This window comes from Vibrio sp. Vb1554 (assembly GCF_033344235.1).
On sequence record NZ_JAWPOJ010000022.1, the window covers coordinates 51,895 to 66,578 of the forward strand.

14 protein-coding genes are annotated in these 14,684 nt (G+C 46.8%); 4 read left to right on the forward strand and 10 right to left on the reverse strand.

The genetic code is table 11. From position 1 onward, the window contains the following. Nucleotide 1 precedes the first annotated feature (1 nt). From ilvD to ilvG, 4 genes are read right to left on the reverse strand one after another with little or no spacing between them, the layout of a single operon-like run. Nucleotides 2–1,843, reverse strand: coding sequence for a dihydroxy-acid dehydratase (gene ilvD / locus R8N28_RS17405; protein ID WP_005383859.1), 1,842 nt, complete (start codon nucleotides 1,841–1,843; stop codon nucleotides 2–4). A gap of 13 nt (nucleotides 1,844–1,856) precedes the next feature. Continuing rightward, nucleotides 1,857–2,795, reverse strand: coding sequence for a branched-chain-amino-acid transaminase (gene ilvE, locus R8N28_RS17410; RefSeq protein ID WP_213874944.1), 939 nt, complete (start codon nucleotides 2,793–2,795; stop codon nucleotides 1,857–1,859). Nucleotides 2,796–2,807: 12 nt separating this feature from the next. Next, nucleotides 2,808–3,092, reverse strand: coding sequence for an acetolactate synthase 2 small subunit (gene ilvM, locus R8N28_RS17415; RefSeq protein WP_005378958.1), 285 nt, complete (start codon nucleotides 3,090–3,092; stop codon nucleotides 2,808–2,810). Nucleotides 3,093–3,103: 11 nt separating this feature from the next. Further along, nucleotides 3,104–4,750 carry an acetolactate synthase 2 catalytic subunit gene (gene ilvG / locus R8N28_RS17420; RefSeq protein ID WP_005378960.1) on the reverse strand — a complete coding sequence of 549 codons (1,647 nt, stop codon included), beginning with the start codon at nucleotides 4,748–4,750 and terminating at the stop codon, nucleotides 3,104–3,106. 465 nt (nucleotides 4,751–5,215) lie between these two features. Here ilvG and R8N28_RS17425 point away from each other — a divergent pair, with 465 nt between their 5' ends. Continuing rightward, nucleotides 5,216–6,739 carry a YifB family Mg chelatase-like AAA ATPase gene (locus R8N28_RS17425; protein ID WP_005383862.1) on the forward strand — a complete coding sequence of 508 codons (1,524 nt, stop codon included), beginning with the start codon at nucleotides 5,216–5,218 and terminating at the stop codon, nucleotides 6,737–6,739. Between the two features lie 58 nt (nucleotides 6,740–6,797). Here the strand turns inward: R8N28_RS17425 and R8N28_RS17430 are convergent, their stop codons facing one another. Next, nucleotides 6,798–7,754 (reverse strand): DUF2860 domain-containing protein, encoded by a 957-nt coding sequence (locus tag R8N28_RS17430; protein WP_172563441.1) that lies wholly within the window; start codon nucleotides 7,752–7,754, stop codon nucleotides 6,798–6,800. Between the two features lie 149 nt (nucleotides 7,755–7,903). Between R8N28_RS17430 and R8N28_RS17435 the strand changes: the two genes are divergently transcribed. After that, nucleotides 7,904–8,782: an acyltransferase gene (locus R8N28_RS17435; protein ID WP_033906583.1), complete on the forward strand. Its 879-nt coding sequence runs from the start codon at nucleotides 7,904–7,906 to the stop codon at nucleotides 8,780–8,782. Between the two features lie 46 nt (nucleotides 8,783–8,828). Here the strand turns inward: R8N28_RS17435 and R8N28_RS17440 are convergent, their stop codons facing one another. The 5 genes from R8N28_RS17440 to R8N28_RS17460 all read right to left on the reverse strand — a co-directional run bounded on the left by R8N28_RS17440 (nucleotide 8,829) and on the right by R8N28_RS17460 (nucleotide 12,839). Continuing rightward, nucleotides 8,829–9,431 carry a thiol:disulfide interchange protein DsbA/DsbL gene (locus R8N28_RS17440; protein ID WP_005379036.1) on the reverse strand — a complete coding sequence of 201 codons (603 nt, stop codon included), beginning with the start codon at nucleotides 9,429–9,431 and terminating at the stop codon, nucleotides 8,829–8,831. 34 nt (nucleotides 9,432–9,465) lie between these two features. Continuing rightward, on the reverse strand, nucleotides 9,466–10,452 hold the full coding sequence (locus R8N28_RS17445; RefSeq protein WP_005379037.1) for a serine/threonine protein kinase: 987 nt from the start codon (nucleotides 10,450–10,452) through the stop codon (nucleotides 9,466–9,468). Between the two features lie 53 nt (nucleotides 10,453–10,505). After that, complete coding sequence (ccoG, locus tag R8N28_RS17450; RefSeq protein ID WP_053304040.1) at nucleotides 10,506–11,927, reverse strand: cytochrome c oxidase accessory protein CcoG; 1,422 nt, start codon at nucleotides 11,925–11,927, stop codon at nucleotides 10,506–10,508. Nucleotides 11,928–12,238: 311 nt separating this feature from the next. Then, nucleotides 12,239–12,505: a YihD family protein gene (locus tag R8N28_RS17455; protein WP_017821571.1), complete on the reverse strand. Its 267-nt coding sequence runs from the start codon at nucleotides 12,503–12,505 to the stop codon at nucleotides 12,239–12,241. Nucleotides 12,506–12,671: 166 nt separating this feature from the next. Further along, nucleotides 12,672–12,839 (reverse strand): hypothetical protein, encoded by a 168-nt coding sequence (locus tag R8N28_RS17460; protein ID WP_005379043.1) that lies wholly within the window; start codon nucleotides 12,837–12,839, stop codon nucleotides 12,672–12,674. A 296-nt stretch (nucleotides 12,840–13,135) separates the two neighbouring features. Here R8N28_RS17460 and R8N28_RS17465 point away from each other — a divergent pair, with 296 nt between their 5' ends. Continuing rightward, nucleotides 13,136–13,942, forward strand: a complete 807-nt coding sequence (locus R8N28_RS17465; RefSeq protein ID WP_017635607.1) for a sporulation protein — start codon at nucleotides 13,136–13,138, stop codon at nucleotides 13,940–13,942. 70 nt (nucleotides 13,943–14,012) lie between these two features. Beyond that, nucleotides 14,013–14,666 carry a PAQR family membrane homeostasis protein TrhA gene (gene trhA, locus R8N28_RS17470; RefSeq protein WP_005386658.1) on the forward strand — a complete coding sequence of 218 codons (654 nt, stop codon included), beginning with the start codon at nucleotides 14,013–14,015 and terminating at the stop codon, nucleotides 14,664–14,666. The last annotated feature ends 18 nt before the right edge of the window (nucleotides 14,667–14,684 follow it).

A 14,684-nucleotide genomic window follows, 5' to 3' on the forward strand; every position in this document is an offset into this window, starting at 1 on the left:
GCTAGCCCTCTAGCTTCGACTTGTCTCGTACTGCACCCTTGTCAGCACTGGTTGCCATACTCGCGTACGCTTTGAGTGCAAATGAAACTTCACGTTGGCGGTCAACTGGTTTCCAGCCTAGTTCGTCTTGTTTTGCACGGCGCTCAGCAAGTTCTTGTTCAGACACTTGGAGTGAAATTGAACGGTTTGGAATATCAATTGCGATCATATCACCTTCTTTTACCAGACCAATTGCACCGCCGTTTGCTGCTTCAGGAGAGGCGTGGCCGATAGAAAGACCTGATGTGCCGCCAGAGAAACGGCCGTCAGTCAGAAGTGCACACTCTTTGCCAAGGCCCATCGATTTTAGATAAGTGGTTGGGTAAAGCATTTCTTGCATGCCCGGACCACCTTTAGGGCCTTCGTAACGGATAACAACCACGTCGCCTGCTTTTACTTTGCCGCCTAAGATGCCTTCTACGGCGTCTTCTTGGCTTTCGAAAACTACGGCTGGGCCAGTGAATTTATGAATGCTCTCATCCACACCAGCAGTCTTAACGATACAACCATCTAATGCGATGTTGCCTGATAGAACGGCTAGGCCACCTTCTTGGCTAAAGGCATGATCGATAGTACGAATACAACCTTCCGCACGGTCGTCATCAAGGCGATCCCAGCGGCAATCTTGTGAGAACGCTTGAGTAGTACGAATACCCGCGGGACCTGCGCGGTAGAACTTAAGTACTTCTTCGTCTTCAGTTTGGATGATGTCGTATTTCGCCAGCTGCTCTTTCATCGAAAGGCCAAGCACGGTGCGCGCATCATTGTGTAGAAGACCTGCACGATCTAACTCACCAAGAATTGCCATGACGCCACCAGCGCGGTGTACGTCTTCCATGTGATATTTCTGGGTAGATGGTGCCACTTTACATAGGTGTGGTACTTGGCGTGATAGGCGATCGATATCTTCCATATCGAAATCCACTTCACCTTCTTGCGCTGCAGCCAACAGGTGCAAAATGGTGTTGGTTGAGCCACCCATTGCAATATCCAGTGCCATCGCATTTTCGAACGCATCAAACGTAGCGATGTTGCGTGGCAGTGCTGATTCGTCATCTTGCTCGTAGTAACGACGAGTCAGTTCAACGATGCGACGACCTGCATTAAGGAACAGCTGTTCACGGTCTGCGTGCGTTGCCAGCATAGAACCGTTACCTGGTTGAGAAAGACCCAGTGCTTCAGTTAGACAGTTCATTGAGTTTGCAGTGAACATGCCTGAACACGATCCACACGTTGGACATGCGCTGCGTTCGATCTGCTCGCTTTGCTCATCAGACACTTTTGGATCTGCGCCTTGGATCATCGCATCTACAAGGTCTAGTTTGATGATCTGATCAGAAAGCTTGGTTTTACCCGCTTCCATTGGACCACCAGAAACAAAGATAACCGGGATGTTAAGACGCATAGATGCCATCAACATTCCTGGAGTGATTTTGTCACAGTTAGAGATACATACCATGGCATCGGCACAGTGCGCGTTGACCATGTATTCTACTGAGTCTGCGATCAGTTCGCGTGAAGGCAGTGAGTACAGCATGCCGCCGTGACCCATTGCGATGCCATCATCAACCGCGATGGTGTTGAATTCTTTCGCAATACCGCCAGCTTTTTCGATTTCGCGTGCTACAAGCTGACCCATGTCTTTCAGGTGTACGTGACCCGGAACAAATTGAGTAAACGAGTTTACAACGGCGATGATTGGTTTACCGAAGTCTTCTTCTTTCACACCCGTTGCACGCCACAGTGCTCGTGCACCCGCCATGTTACGACCATGTGTGGTGGTAGCTGATCTATATTTTGGCATTTCCTAATCCTTCTTACTTCTGTTCTGGGTACACATAGTCTAACCAGCCCCACTTATCTTCCGTGGTGCCGTCAAATAGGCCAAAGTAGGCTGCTTGTAGTTCTTTAGTGATAGGGCCGCGCTTACCAGTGCCCACTTCAATCTTGTCGATGGTTGCCACTGGTACAATCTCAGCCGCAGTACCTGTCATGAAGACTTCATCGGCAAGGTAAAGGGCTTCACGAGCAATGTTCGCCTCACGTACTTTGTAGCCTTTATCGCGTGCAATTGTCATGATCGAGTCACGAGTGATGCCCGGTAGAATCGCGCTAGTTGCTGGTGGTGTGGTGATTACGCCATCTTTGATAACGAAGATGTTTTCACCAGCCCCTTCCGATAGGTAACCATCTACGCTTAGCGCAATACCTTCGTCGTAACCGTGACGACGCGCTTCACCACCAACCAGTAGTGAAGATAGGTAGTTACCGCCTGCTTTAGCCGCAGTTGGGATGGTGTTTGGCGCAGCGCGGTTCCAGCTTGAAATCATCGCATCGACACCTTTTTCTAGCGCTTCTTCGCCTAAGTAAGAGCCCCAAGGAAATGCGGCAATGATTAGATCCATCTCAGTGCCAACTGGTGGACATACGCCTAAGCCAACATTACCGACAAAACCCAATGGACGAATGTAAGCGCTGTCGAGTTTGTTTTGGCGCAGTGTTTCGCGGGTCGCTTCCATGATTTCTTCTACTGTGTATGGAATCGGAAAGCGGTAAATCTTGGCAGAATCTTTTAGACGTTGTGCATGCTCACGGTGACGGAAGACAATTGGGCCTTTTGGTGTGTTGTAACAGCGCACGCCTTCAAACACGGATGTGCCATAGTGCATTGCGTGAGTCAGAACGTGAACGTTCGCCTCTGCCCATGGAACCATCTCACCATTAAACCAAATGAAATCTGCAGTTTTCGTTGCCATTTGTTGCCTTCCTTATGCACTTACGTGTTGTTGTAAGTTGTGATTTGGCAGTTCATCGTTGCGGATTTTTAGCACCTCAACCTTACGAACGTCCCACAACTTCTCTATTTGATTGATCAAAAACGAGATTGGTCGATCGCTGTCGACGATGATCTCGACGCTGGCTACTTTGCTTTCGTGGTTTTGCGTAGCAGCGACTTGTTTGATCACGAAGCCTCGGTGACGAATCACACGTAGAACGCGCTCCAACAGTACCGGTTTGTCATCGGCTTTGATGTCGAGTAAATATCTGTCCATGCGATTGTCTCCTATGTATTTTCCAACATATCACTGTTTGATGCGCCAGGTGGCACCAATGGCCACACGTTTTCTTCTTCATCAATCAAAACGTGAAGCATGTAAGAAGTTTCACTCGCTAGCATCTCTTTGAGAGCAGGTTCGACTTCTTCTTTCTTGGTGATGGTTTTGCCCGGGATATCGAACGCTTTTGCTAACATCACGAAATCTGGGTTGTCATCAAGAATGGTTTCACTGTGGCGACCGTCAAAGAACAATGACTGCCATTGGCGAACCATGCCAAGACGTTGGTTATTAAGAAGGACAATCTTCACTGGAATCTGCCGACGCTTCAGCGTGCCCAATTCCTGAACGTTCATCATAAATGAACCGTCACCTGTAATAAGGATAGACTGATCATCAGGACGTGCGACTGCAGCGCCCATCGCTGCTGGCAAGCCAAAGCCCATGGTGCCAAGGCCAGCAGAAGTGATAAAATTTTGTGGTTCGCGTGGCTGGATATGTTGCGCTGCCCACATCTGATGCTGACCGACGTCAGTCGAGACAATTGAGCTATCTGGCATCATGTCAGACAGTTGTTTAAGCAATAGCGGTGCGTAGATTAACTCGCCTGGGTGGTCGTAACGCCACTTAAAGCCGCTGCGCAGACTTTCACTGTGATGAACCCACGGTGAGATATCTTGAGTCAGCTCTAGCTGAGGAAGAATGGTGTTGATGTCGCCACGTAATGGTGCGTTGGCGTGGCGCAGTTTATGAATCTCCGCAGCATCAATGTCGATGTGAATCACTTTCGCATTTGGTGCAAACGTATCGAGCTTACCCGTCACACGGTCATCAAAACGCGCGCCAACCACGATCAATAGATCGGCTTCTTGAACCACTAGGTTGGCGGCTTTGGTGCCATGCATACCCAACATACCAAGATAGTGAGGATCATGGCGTTCAATGGTACCGAGGCCTTTTAATGTGCTAACTGCAGGCATTGGGTTTAAGCGAAGAAATTCGCGTACTGCATCGGTTGCTTTCGCAAGTTGCACGCCACCACCAACATACAACACTGGGCGAGTAGATGCTGCCAGCACATCTTGCGCACGTTTGATATCTTCAGCGCTGACATCTTCGATTGCTGGCGCTATGTATGGAGGAAGAAGGTCTGTAGGTGCTTGAGCGAGTTGAACGTCTTTGGCGATATCGACAATGACAGGACCCGGACGACCGGTTTTTGCGACCTCAAAGGCTTCGGCAAGTGTCGGAGCTAGATCTTCAATTTCGGTCACGAGATAGCTGTGCTTAGTACAGGCTAGGGACATTCCGATCACATCCATTTCTTGGAATGCATCGGTACCGATATGAGAGCTAGCTACCTGGCCTGTGATGGCAACTAGAGGTACGGAGTCAAGGAAAGCGTCGGCAAGGCCGGTAACAAGGTTAGTGGCTCCTGGGCCGGAAGTTGCCATGCACACAGCAACGTCTTGAGTGGAACGAGCCATCCCGATAGCAGCCATAGCGGCCCCTTGCTCGTGACGGCATAGGATGTGTTCCACCCCACCGTCATACAAAGCATCATAGATTGGCATGATGGCCCCGCCGGGGTAGCCAAAAACGGTTTCGATGCCTTGCTGTCTTAAAGCGGCTACGACAAGTTGTGCACCAGTCATCGTAAACCTCCTTTGCTACGTTGTGGCTCGTAGCGATTGCCATATTTATTGCACTTCATGTGCACTCCCATTCTTCCCGTTAAACTGTCCGAGGGTTAGACAGATGACAACTTGTAGTTGTAAAAAAACCCCCGGACTTTTCAGTGCGGGGGTTTTTTGTAATTTGTGGTTACCTTTCGCCCACAATACCCCGCGCGGTGCCAATAATGACCACGATAATCAGGGCTAGCAGTGCGTTGATATGAGCGAAAAGGTTCATCTGTCTGTCGTTCTTTTTTCGTTAAAAAATGTTGTGTAATGTTCTACGAAATTGTTTGCGTCATTAGTGGTATCACACAATTCCGCTGCATGACAAGCAAAAAGTCATTCTTTTTTCACATTAACTCTCAATTGGGACGCGGTATATAACATAACCAACTAGATAAAACATTTGTTTACAGAGTGTTCAAAAAAATTGAGGAACGTATGGGGCTGGCAATCATTCATAGTCGAGCAAGCGTCGGGGTGCAAGCGCCATCGGTTAGTGTAGAAGTTCATATCAGCAACGGCATGCCAGGGTTTACCTTAGTAGGCTTGCCAGAGACAACGGTAAAAGAGTCCAAAGATCGCGTACGCAGTGCGATCATTAATTCTAACTTTCAATTTCCTGCTAAGCGGATCACCGTGAACTTGGCTCCGGCAGATCTACCCAAGGAGGGAGGGCGTTTTGATCTTCCTATTGCATTGGGAATTTTGGCCGCTTCGGAGCAAATCGCGACAGATAAGCTCAAAAACTACGAATTTGTTGGTGAGTTAGCACTATCTGGTGGTCTGAGACCTGTAAAAGGTGTGCTGCCTGCTGCGCTGGAAGCCAGTAAGATTCAACGTCATTTGGTCGTCCCACATGTGAATGGCGATCAGGCGGCGCTAGTGGGGAAGGAACAACATAAATCGGCCCAATCATTACTGGAAGTATGTGCCGAGCTTTGTGGTCAACATCGACTGAATCTTTTTCAAACGCCTAAGCGAAAAACGATCGAAAAACATGGTCGAGACTTACAAGATATTATTGGCCAACAACAAGGTAAGCGAGCACTGGAGATTGCTGCCGCTGGAAACCACAACTTACTTTTCCTTGGCCCGCCAGGTACTGGAAAAACGATGTTGGCTTCGCGTTTGTGTGACTTATTACCGGAAATGAGTGACGAAGAAGCAATGGAAACCGCTTCGGTGGCATCGTTGACTCAGAGTGAAATTAATGAGCATAACTGGAAGTCGCGTCCGTTTCGTTCTCCGCATCATTCAAGTTCAATGGCGGCATTAGTCGGCGGTGGTTCGGTACCCAGACCAGGGGAGATCTCTTTAGCCCACAACGGGTTATTGTTTCTCGATGAAATGCCCGAATTTGATCGTAAAGTTCTGGACTCGTTACGCGAACCGCTCGAATCTGGCGAGATCATTATCTCTCGAGCGCAAGGTAAAACACGCTTTCCGGCTCGTTTCCAATTAGTTGGAGCATTGAACCCAAGCCCGACAGGATATTACGAAGGCAATCAAGCGCGCACCAATCCACAAGCTATTTTGCGCTACCTTGGTCGATTATCTGGACCACTGTTAGATCGCTTTGATATGTCTTTAGAAATCCCAGCTTTGCCCAAAGGGACATTAGCAGAAGGAGGTGATCGCGGTGAGCCGACTGCTATCGTAAAAGCGCGTGTGAGCCATGCGCGTAACAATATGCTAAACCGCAGTGGTAAGGTCAATGCACTGCTAGGTAGTCGAGAAATTGAGGCGTTTTGTCCCTTGCATAAGAGTGATGCTGAGTTTCTTGAGACCGCTTTGCATCGTTTAGGACTCTCGATTCGTGCGTATCATCGTATTATCAAAGTGGCGCGAACAATCGCCGATCTGGATGGGGCGGAGCAAATTGAACGAACGCACTTGGCTGAAGCACTTGGGTATCGAGCGATGGACCGTTTGCTGAAACAGCTTACGGCGCAAGCGGTATAGAGACATGCAAAATGTCATCGCAACAAGTGTTGTGAGCGCCTTGTTGCGATGAAGGACGTTAGAAGGTGTAGTTGAGACCAAGCGACAATAGGTACTCTTTCTCCTCATAAAACGTGATATTCGAGTCAGTTTGGCTATAGCCGGCTAAAGAAATGAACGACCAGTCTTGCCAGTCAAATACGTTTTGATATTCGTAGGCCGCAAATAGGCTAATGGTGTCGTCATTTCGTGTTTTAGCAAAAGTTTGGCTAGCGGCTTGATAGTCTCTCCATGCATAACCCGCGGTAAGGGCCAATCGATGGCGGTTGATAAATTTAAACCAGCTAATGTCCAATCCGTACGAATCAAATGACTCCGCTTTACCGTCGGCATCTTGATTGATGTAGGTGAAAGCGGGTTGCAACATAGACGTTTGGTTGAGTGGAATGCGATAGTCGCCTTTGACATAGTAAAGGTTAGCATCGCGAGCAAGTGAGTGGTCTGTCACTTCCTCCTGCTCGATGTCTTTATCAGCATAAGCAAGATCAAGGTTGAAGTTCTTATCAATTAACCCTTTGATCTGAAAGCGATACGCATTGCCGTCAACATCCGTCTCTTTACGTGCGGTTCCTACTTGATAAGGGTTGCGCCAAGTTTCGCCTTTGAGTACCGTCGGCAGATAGGAAACATCGAGCACGGTGCCAGATTGTAGCTCGTGTTGATAGCCCAACTGAAAAGCGAGTGTACCTACGGCGACATCTGAGCGTGTGGTACCGGCGTAAACTTGGTGGTTGAGTCGGCTACCAAAGGTGTATGTCACACTCCCTAGCGGTGCAGCGATAACGGAACTGTCACTATCGGCACGCTTATCGAGAGAATCGATGGTGTTACTATTTTCTGTATTGAAATTGGATTCTGATGATATGAATCCGGCATTCAGCGAAATTTCACCGCCAAAACCCGCGGTTTCAGCGAGTTGAGCCTGAGCAGAACTGACGACAAAGGCCAAAGGCAAGAGAAGTAGCCTTGGTTTCATTCGTTATCTCCTTGTTGTCGAATGAATGGTGCACATATTGGTTGCGGTAACAAATCTGACCATTTCCACGCATGTTCCAATGTGGCAAAGGCGCAGTATAATTACACGCTGTTTTATTCTTCACACATTATCACTGTTGTTTGACTATCATGTTGGCATATTTGTTATTTTTTTTTAACGCTTCTTTTGTGATTCTCAATTCTGCGGTTTGTTCACTCGCAATTTGTGTTATCGCTGTATTTAAAATATTGCTTCCTGGCGTAAAGCTAAAAGCACTAGCGACCGTTTGTGCCAATAAGGTGATGTGGTTATGGGCTACCGTTAATGCGTGCATTCTGGCGGTATCTAACCGTGTTGAGTGGGATGTTCAGGGCGGTGAAGCGCTTAAAAAAGACGGGTGGTATCTGCTGATCAGTAACCATCTCAGTTGGACAGATATTGTTGTGCTTTGCTGCGTGTTTAAAGACCGTATTCCCATGCCGAAGTTTTTCCTCAAGCAACAACTGCTGTATGTGCCTTTCATCGGGATGGCGTGTTGGGCGCTCGATATGCCATTTATGCGTCGCTATTCGCGAGAGTATCTGATCCGCAACCCTCATAAGCGAGGTAAAGATTTAGAGACGACACGTCGCTCGTGCGCTAAATTCAAACACACTCCAACCACAGTGGTTAACTATGTCGAAGGAACCCGATTTACCGAAGAAAAGCAGCGTAAGAGTAAAGCAAACTATCAATATTTGCTGCAACCAAAGTCGGGCGGGATTGCGTACACGTTAGCGGCGATGGGGGAGCAGTTCGAGAGCATTATCGACGTTACGTTGGCGTACCCAGAAAATACGCATAAACCGTTCAAGGATTTATTGATGGGCCGCATGAGCAAGGTGGTTGTGCGTGTAAATGTGTTACCCGTTGATGAAAGAGTGCTTGGTGATTACTTCAACGATAAGCCCTATAAGCGACAATTTCAGCAATGGTTGGGGGATGTGTGGCAAGAAAAAGATCGGTTGCTACAAGAGATTTACAAATAAACAAAAGGGGAGCGACGTGTTCCCCTTTTGATTGATATCGATGTGCTTATTTTAGTGTCAGCAAGTAGTTCACCAGAGAGAAGTACTCATCCATCGTTTTGATGCTTTGTGCTTGAACTAGGTATTTGTTGTTAACGATAACCGCAGGAACGCCGGTTAGACCGCTGTTTTCAAATTGCTTGTCCATACGGCGAACCATTGAATCAACCGCGAAGCCTTTGAATGCAGAATCGAATTTTTTCGCATCTACACCTTCATCAAGGAAGATTTGACGAAGTTCTTCATCATTACGTGGTGCTTTCTTTAGATTGTGGATGCGGTTAAACATCACTGGCACCATTTTGTCTTCCACTTTTAGTGCAACCATGGTCGCGTAGGCTTTGCTCATTGATGGGCCCATGTTGCCACCCATGAAAGAAACGTGGTTTTTTAATAGCTTAGTACCTTCTGGCAACTGCTTTTTCAGTTGCTGGATAACAGGTTCAAAGCTATTACAGTGCGGGCAGTAGAAAGAGAAAAACTCCGTCACAAGAGGTTTTTTTGATGCCTCAAGATCCAATACTTTGTAATGTTCACCTTCTTTGAATTGCGCTGCATGTGCCGACAGGCTTAACATCAGCATAGAAAACAGTGCGAACAGTTTTTTCATCGAAATATCTCCATTTTTGAATTTTTGGCCTGACTTACCACTGAGGCATTAAAGACAGCGGTGCTTCTTCTAAAGCGGCGATCTGCTCTTTAAATGCAAGGACCTGACCTTCCCAGTATTTTGGCTCATTAAACCATGGAAAAGCGAGAGGAAATGCAGGGTCATGCCAACGTTTTGCTAGCCATGCCATATAGTGCACCATTCGTAGACCGCGAAGTGGCTCGATTAGTTTCAATTCTGCAGGATTAAAGTCGCAAAACTCTTGGTAAGCCTCTAAAACAATATCCAACTGCATCAGTTTGTCTTGGCGTTCACCGTTCAATAGCATCCATAAGTCTTGTACTGCAGGGCCGTTACGAGCGTCATCCAAATCAACAAACATAGGGCCATCTCGCCACAAAATATTGCCTGGGTGGCAATCGCCATGCAAACGAATCATATTGAAGCCTTCTTGCCAGTGGCTTTCAATTGATTTGATCAGCATATCCAAGTCATTGAAGAAGCTGTTCTCCAAGTGCATTGGAATCATATTGGCGTTTTGCAGAATCTCTCTTGGTTGATACAGGTATTCTTGTAAGCCGATCGTAGGGCGATGTTGGAACGCTTGGCGGCTGCCGACTTTATGGATGCGGCCAAGGAAACGCCCTACACCTTCGAGCTGATCTAAATTGTCAACCTCGTATTGGCGACCACCCACGCTATCAAACAGCGCAAAAGCATAGCCTTGATAGTGATGCAGGGTTTCACCGTTGATGCGCACAGGTGGTGCGACGGGTATCTCATTGCCAATCAGCTCTAAAGTAAAGTCGTGCTCCTCTTGGATCTGTTCATTGCTCCAACGTTCAGGACGGTAAAACTTGACGACATAACGACGACGCTCTTCGTCAGTAAATTGATAAACACGGTTTTCGTAGCTATTGAGGGGAAGAAAGCCTGATTCTGCGCGAACGCCGATGCTTTCTAACGCGTACCACATAAAGTCTGGGGTAAGGGCGTCAAAGTTAAACATACTTTGGGACATATAAACAAAAAGGCTCATTACTGAGCCTTTTTCCGTTAGTCACTGAAGTAGCACTATAGTTTTTTAATAAAACGGCTTTCTACTTCAATGGTGAATTCGTTGCTCTTATCGGTGAGTATAAACTGAATTGTCGTAATCGCAGAGTTTAGCTTGTCAGGATCGGCACCAAGACTCATTGGCAGGTTCAATACCTCACCTGGCTGGACCTGAATTGTCTGCTTACCATACCAGCTTACATCGGATAGCCCTTCAACATCCAACGAGTACTCTTGCACTTGCTGAGTTTTGTTGATCACCTTGAGGGTGTAGGTGTTTTCTACTTCTCCCGAGCTATTAACGCGGAACAGTTGGTTACGGTCGCGAATAACACTCATGCCTGCTGGGTCTACCGCTGCAATTTGGGCAAAGAACAGACCAATCATGACCAGTAGCACAGCTCCATAGCCCAGCAGCTTCGGACGCATGACTTTGGTACTCTTACCCGATAAGCGGTGCTCGGTGGTGTAACTAATTAGGCCTTTCTCGTAGCCCATGCGATCCATGGTGTTGTCACACGCATCAATACAGGCGCCACAGTTGATACATTCATACTGCAAGCCGTCACGAATATCGATACCTGTTGGGCACACCTGCACACACAAATCACAATCAATACAATCACCCAAACCAAGTTGCTTTGGATCGGCTTTACGCGGACGTGGGCCACGTTTTTCCCCACGTTTTGCATCGTAGCCAACGATGAAGGTGTCTTTATCAAACATGGCAGACTGGAAGCGCGCGTAAGGACACATGTGAATACACATGATGGAACGCATCCAACCAGCATTACCATAAGTACAAATGGCAAAGAACATTACCCAAAAGACGGGCCAGAAGTTGGCGTTAAAGGTGAAAAAGTCGATAACCAATTGCTTCATTGGTACGAAGTAGCCAACAAAAGTAAAACCAGTGGCGAGCGCTATGGTAAACCAAGCTATATGTTTGACGGTTTTACGCATCGCTAAATTCGCCGTCAGCTTATTGGAGTCTTGTTTGCGGCGTTTATTGGCACTACCTTCGAGCTTCTCTTCAAACCAGATATACATGAAGGTCCAGACGGTTTGTGGGCAGAGATAGCCACACCAAACTCGACCTAAGAAGGTGGTAATAAAGAACAACCCAAACGCCGCGATCACAAATAGCAAGGCGAGTAGGGTAAGATCTTGCGGATACAATGTGGTACCGAAAAAGTTGAACTGCTGGTTGCCAATGTCGAGCAAGATCGCTTGACGTTCACCGTAAGGGATCCACGGTATCAAAGCGAAGAGAAGCAGTAAGAACCAACCACCGTAACGACGCAGTTTCTGGTAAGTCCCTTTGCTTTCGCGTACATAGATGCGATTACTTGGGTTGAACCGATCCCCATTCCCTTTATGAGTCTTAGGGTTGTAGGTTTTAGGAGTCACATCTTTGATATCGATCTTATCCTGACTCATGCACTCATCCTTCTTAGGCTTTTATAATGTACGGCGTCATTTCTATTGATGTCGCTCGATGACATTGCTACTTCGTCCTTATCATAAATCATGACCGGACATAATTATTTTAGTAAATACTGATGAACGGCGATTATACAATCAATAACAATTCCTTTTCTTTAACGCAGTCAATGTTTAACAACAAAAATCAGTACAGTTAACCTGATAATTGGCTGAACAGTTATAACCAATTGTGGGACTAAAAACTTTGGTTATAAAAAAGCGACTCACAGAGAGAGTCGCTTAAAGAATACTGGCTGTTGAGCTGGTTATTTGATGATGCCACGAGCGCGTAGGATCGCCGTTTTAAAATCGTCCTCTTGGTCTTTTTTGAGTCCAGGGATCATTTCATCTTTGCTGCTATTACGCATTTTAAGGTGGTAGATCAGTACATCGTCGGTCAGATCTTCTAGCTTTCCTTCATAGCCTGCTTCTTTTGCCAGCTTAACGATGAACTGCAATAGGTTCAGCTCCTGATCTTTATGCCATTCAGGCTCTAGTAGCTCAAGCAGCTCTTCAATGCGATGACACTTCATTTCTTTCTCCACAGAATTTATAGGTGTAATTAGCAGTAAAGGTACCAAATTGCTTTGCTAAGACCAAATAGGAAAAACGATCTCTTTCACCGTGGTTTGTTCTAAGTCTTTGAAGTTTTATGAGTTGCGTGCAAAGAAAAAAGCGCAGCTGGCGCCGCGCTTTTGATTAAGCTGCTTTGATAACTTTGGCCGGAACACTCGACATCATTGCTGTCTTCTCAACCAATGTCATTGCTGGCGCAACTTGCTTTGCCTTTGGTGCAGTAGTAAAGCCACTGCGGCGGCGCATTGCACTAGTATTAGTGTGTGCGAACCTGACTGTTGTTGGGCGCATTAATTTACCTAACTGTCAGGCATATCCATTGCCGATGTAATGGCCTGAATCATTATGAGCTAGGCTCCAACAAGATTGAAGAATCACTCTTCTGGCTCTCGCCAATCCAGTTAATGAGTCAGGAATACCGATATGCATGCATATCAAGTGTAAGATTAGCATCCTTGTAATAATTGGTCGATAGTTGAGCAATTGAATTGTTTAGATTTTGTCATTTTGTCGCGATGTTCGAGGCAATTTTTGTTTGATCCCACGATCAGCAGTAGTAGTATGAGATCTCGATGAAGGAGGTGCCTATGTCATTTTTGAAGAAGACACTTGCCAGTTTTGGGATTGGGAGCGCGAACGTCGACTCAATCTTAAACCAAGACGTGCTATACCCAGGTCAAAGTGTGGATGTGTCTATCCATGTATATGGTGGTGCGACTGAACAAGCGATCGACAACATTGATTTAAAACTCTGTTGCCGCTACATCGCAGAAGCCCCTGATGACCGTGGTGCGCGAGAAGGACACAGCATGCGCCGAGTACCTCAAACTCATGTGCTTGCTAAGTGGAGTCTCCCTTACGCATTTACCATCCATTCCGGCGAAGAGCGTACCTTCGATGTTAAGCTCGATGTGCCTTGGAACACGCCTATCACCATTGGTGATGCCAAAGTATGGTTAGAAACCGGCTTAGACGTTGCCGCTGCTTTGGATCCGACTGATAAAGACATCCTCACCGTTCGACCTGATCCACTGATGGATGCGGTACTATCTGCATTTGAAGCGCAAGGTTTACGAATTCGCCAGGTGGAATGCGAGGAAGTGAAAGGATTCGATCTACCATTTGTGCAAGAGTTTGAACTGGTGCCAACCGACGGACCTTACCACGGCGTGTGGCGCGAATTAGAATTTGTTGCCCACCGAAGTGAGCAAGAACTCAAGTTATGGTTTGAAGTTGACCGCACACGCAAGGGGCAAGGTGGCATGCTCGCGAGCTTACTGGGTAGTGGCAAACTCAAGCGAGAGCTGACCATCCCTGCCACGACTAAGCCAGATCAAGTTGGCGAACTGGTACTCAATTATCTCGATCAAACTACTGCCGTTCATGAGTCTTAATTTAAGCTTACACGTGTAAGCCTAATGTGCCATACTAGAGCAAATTTCAAACTCTAGTATAGGCGCATTGATGTCCGAGCTGCAGAAACCTCAATACAGTCAACGTGAAGAACTGGCCAATACCATCACCCACGGTATAGGGATGATTTTTGGTATTGTTGGCTTGATACTGCTGTTAGTTAAAGCCATAGACCATCAAGCTGACACTTTAACGCTTACCAGTATGGCGATTTATGGTGCGAGTATTATCGTGCTATTTTTGGCCTCGACGCTCTATCATGCGATCCCTTATCCCAAAGCGAAACGTTGGCTAAAAACCTTCGACCACTGTGCTATTTATCTTTTGATAGCAGGCAGCTATACCCCTTTCTTGTTAGTCAGCTTAAGAACACCTCTAGCATTTGGGTTGATGATCGTTATTTGGAGCATTGCGTTGATCGGCATCATCATGAAAGTTGCGTTCGTCTATCGATTTAAAAAGCTTTCTTTGATGACGTACTTGGTGATGGGATGGTTATCGTTGATTGTGATTTATCAATTAGCTATTAACTTGGATGTCGGCGGACTTACACTGCTTGCTGCTGGTGGAATTGTGTATTCACTAGGGGTAATTTTCTACGTCGCGAAGCGCATTCCCTTTAACCATGCGATTTGGCACGGCTTTGTTTTGGCTGGCTGCGTGTGCCATTTCTTTGCGATTTATTACTTTGTTGAGCCTATCTAGCCGATAGGCTCAACAAAG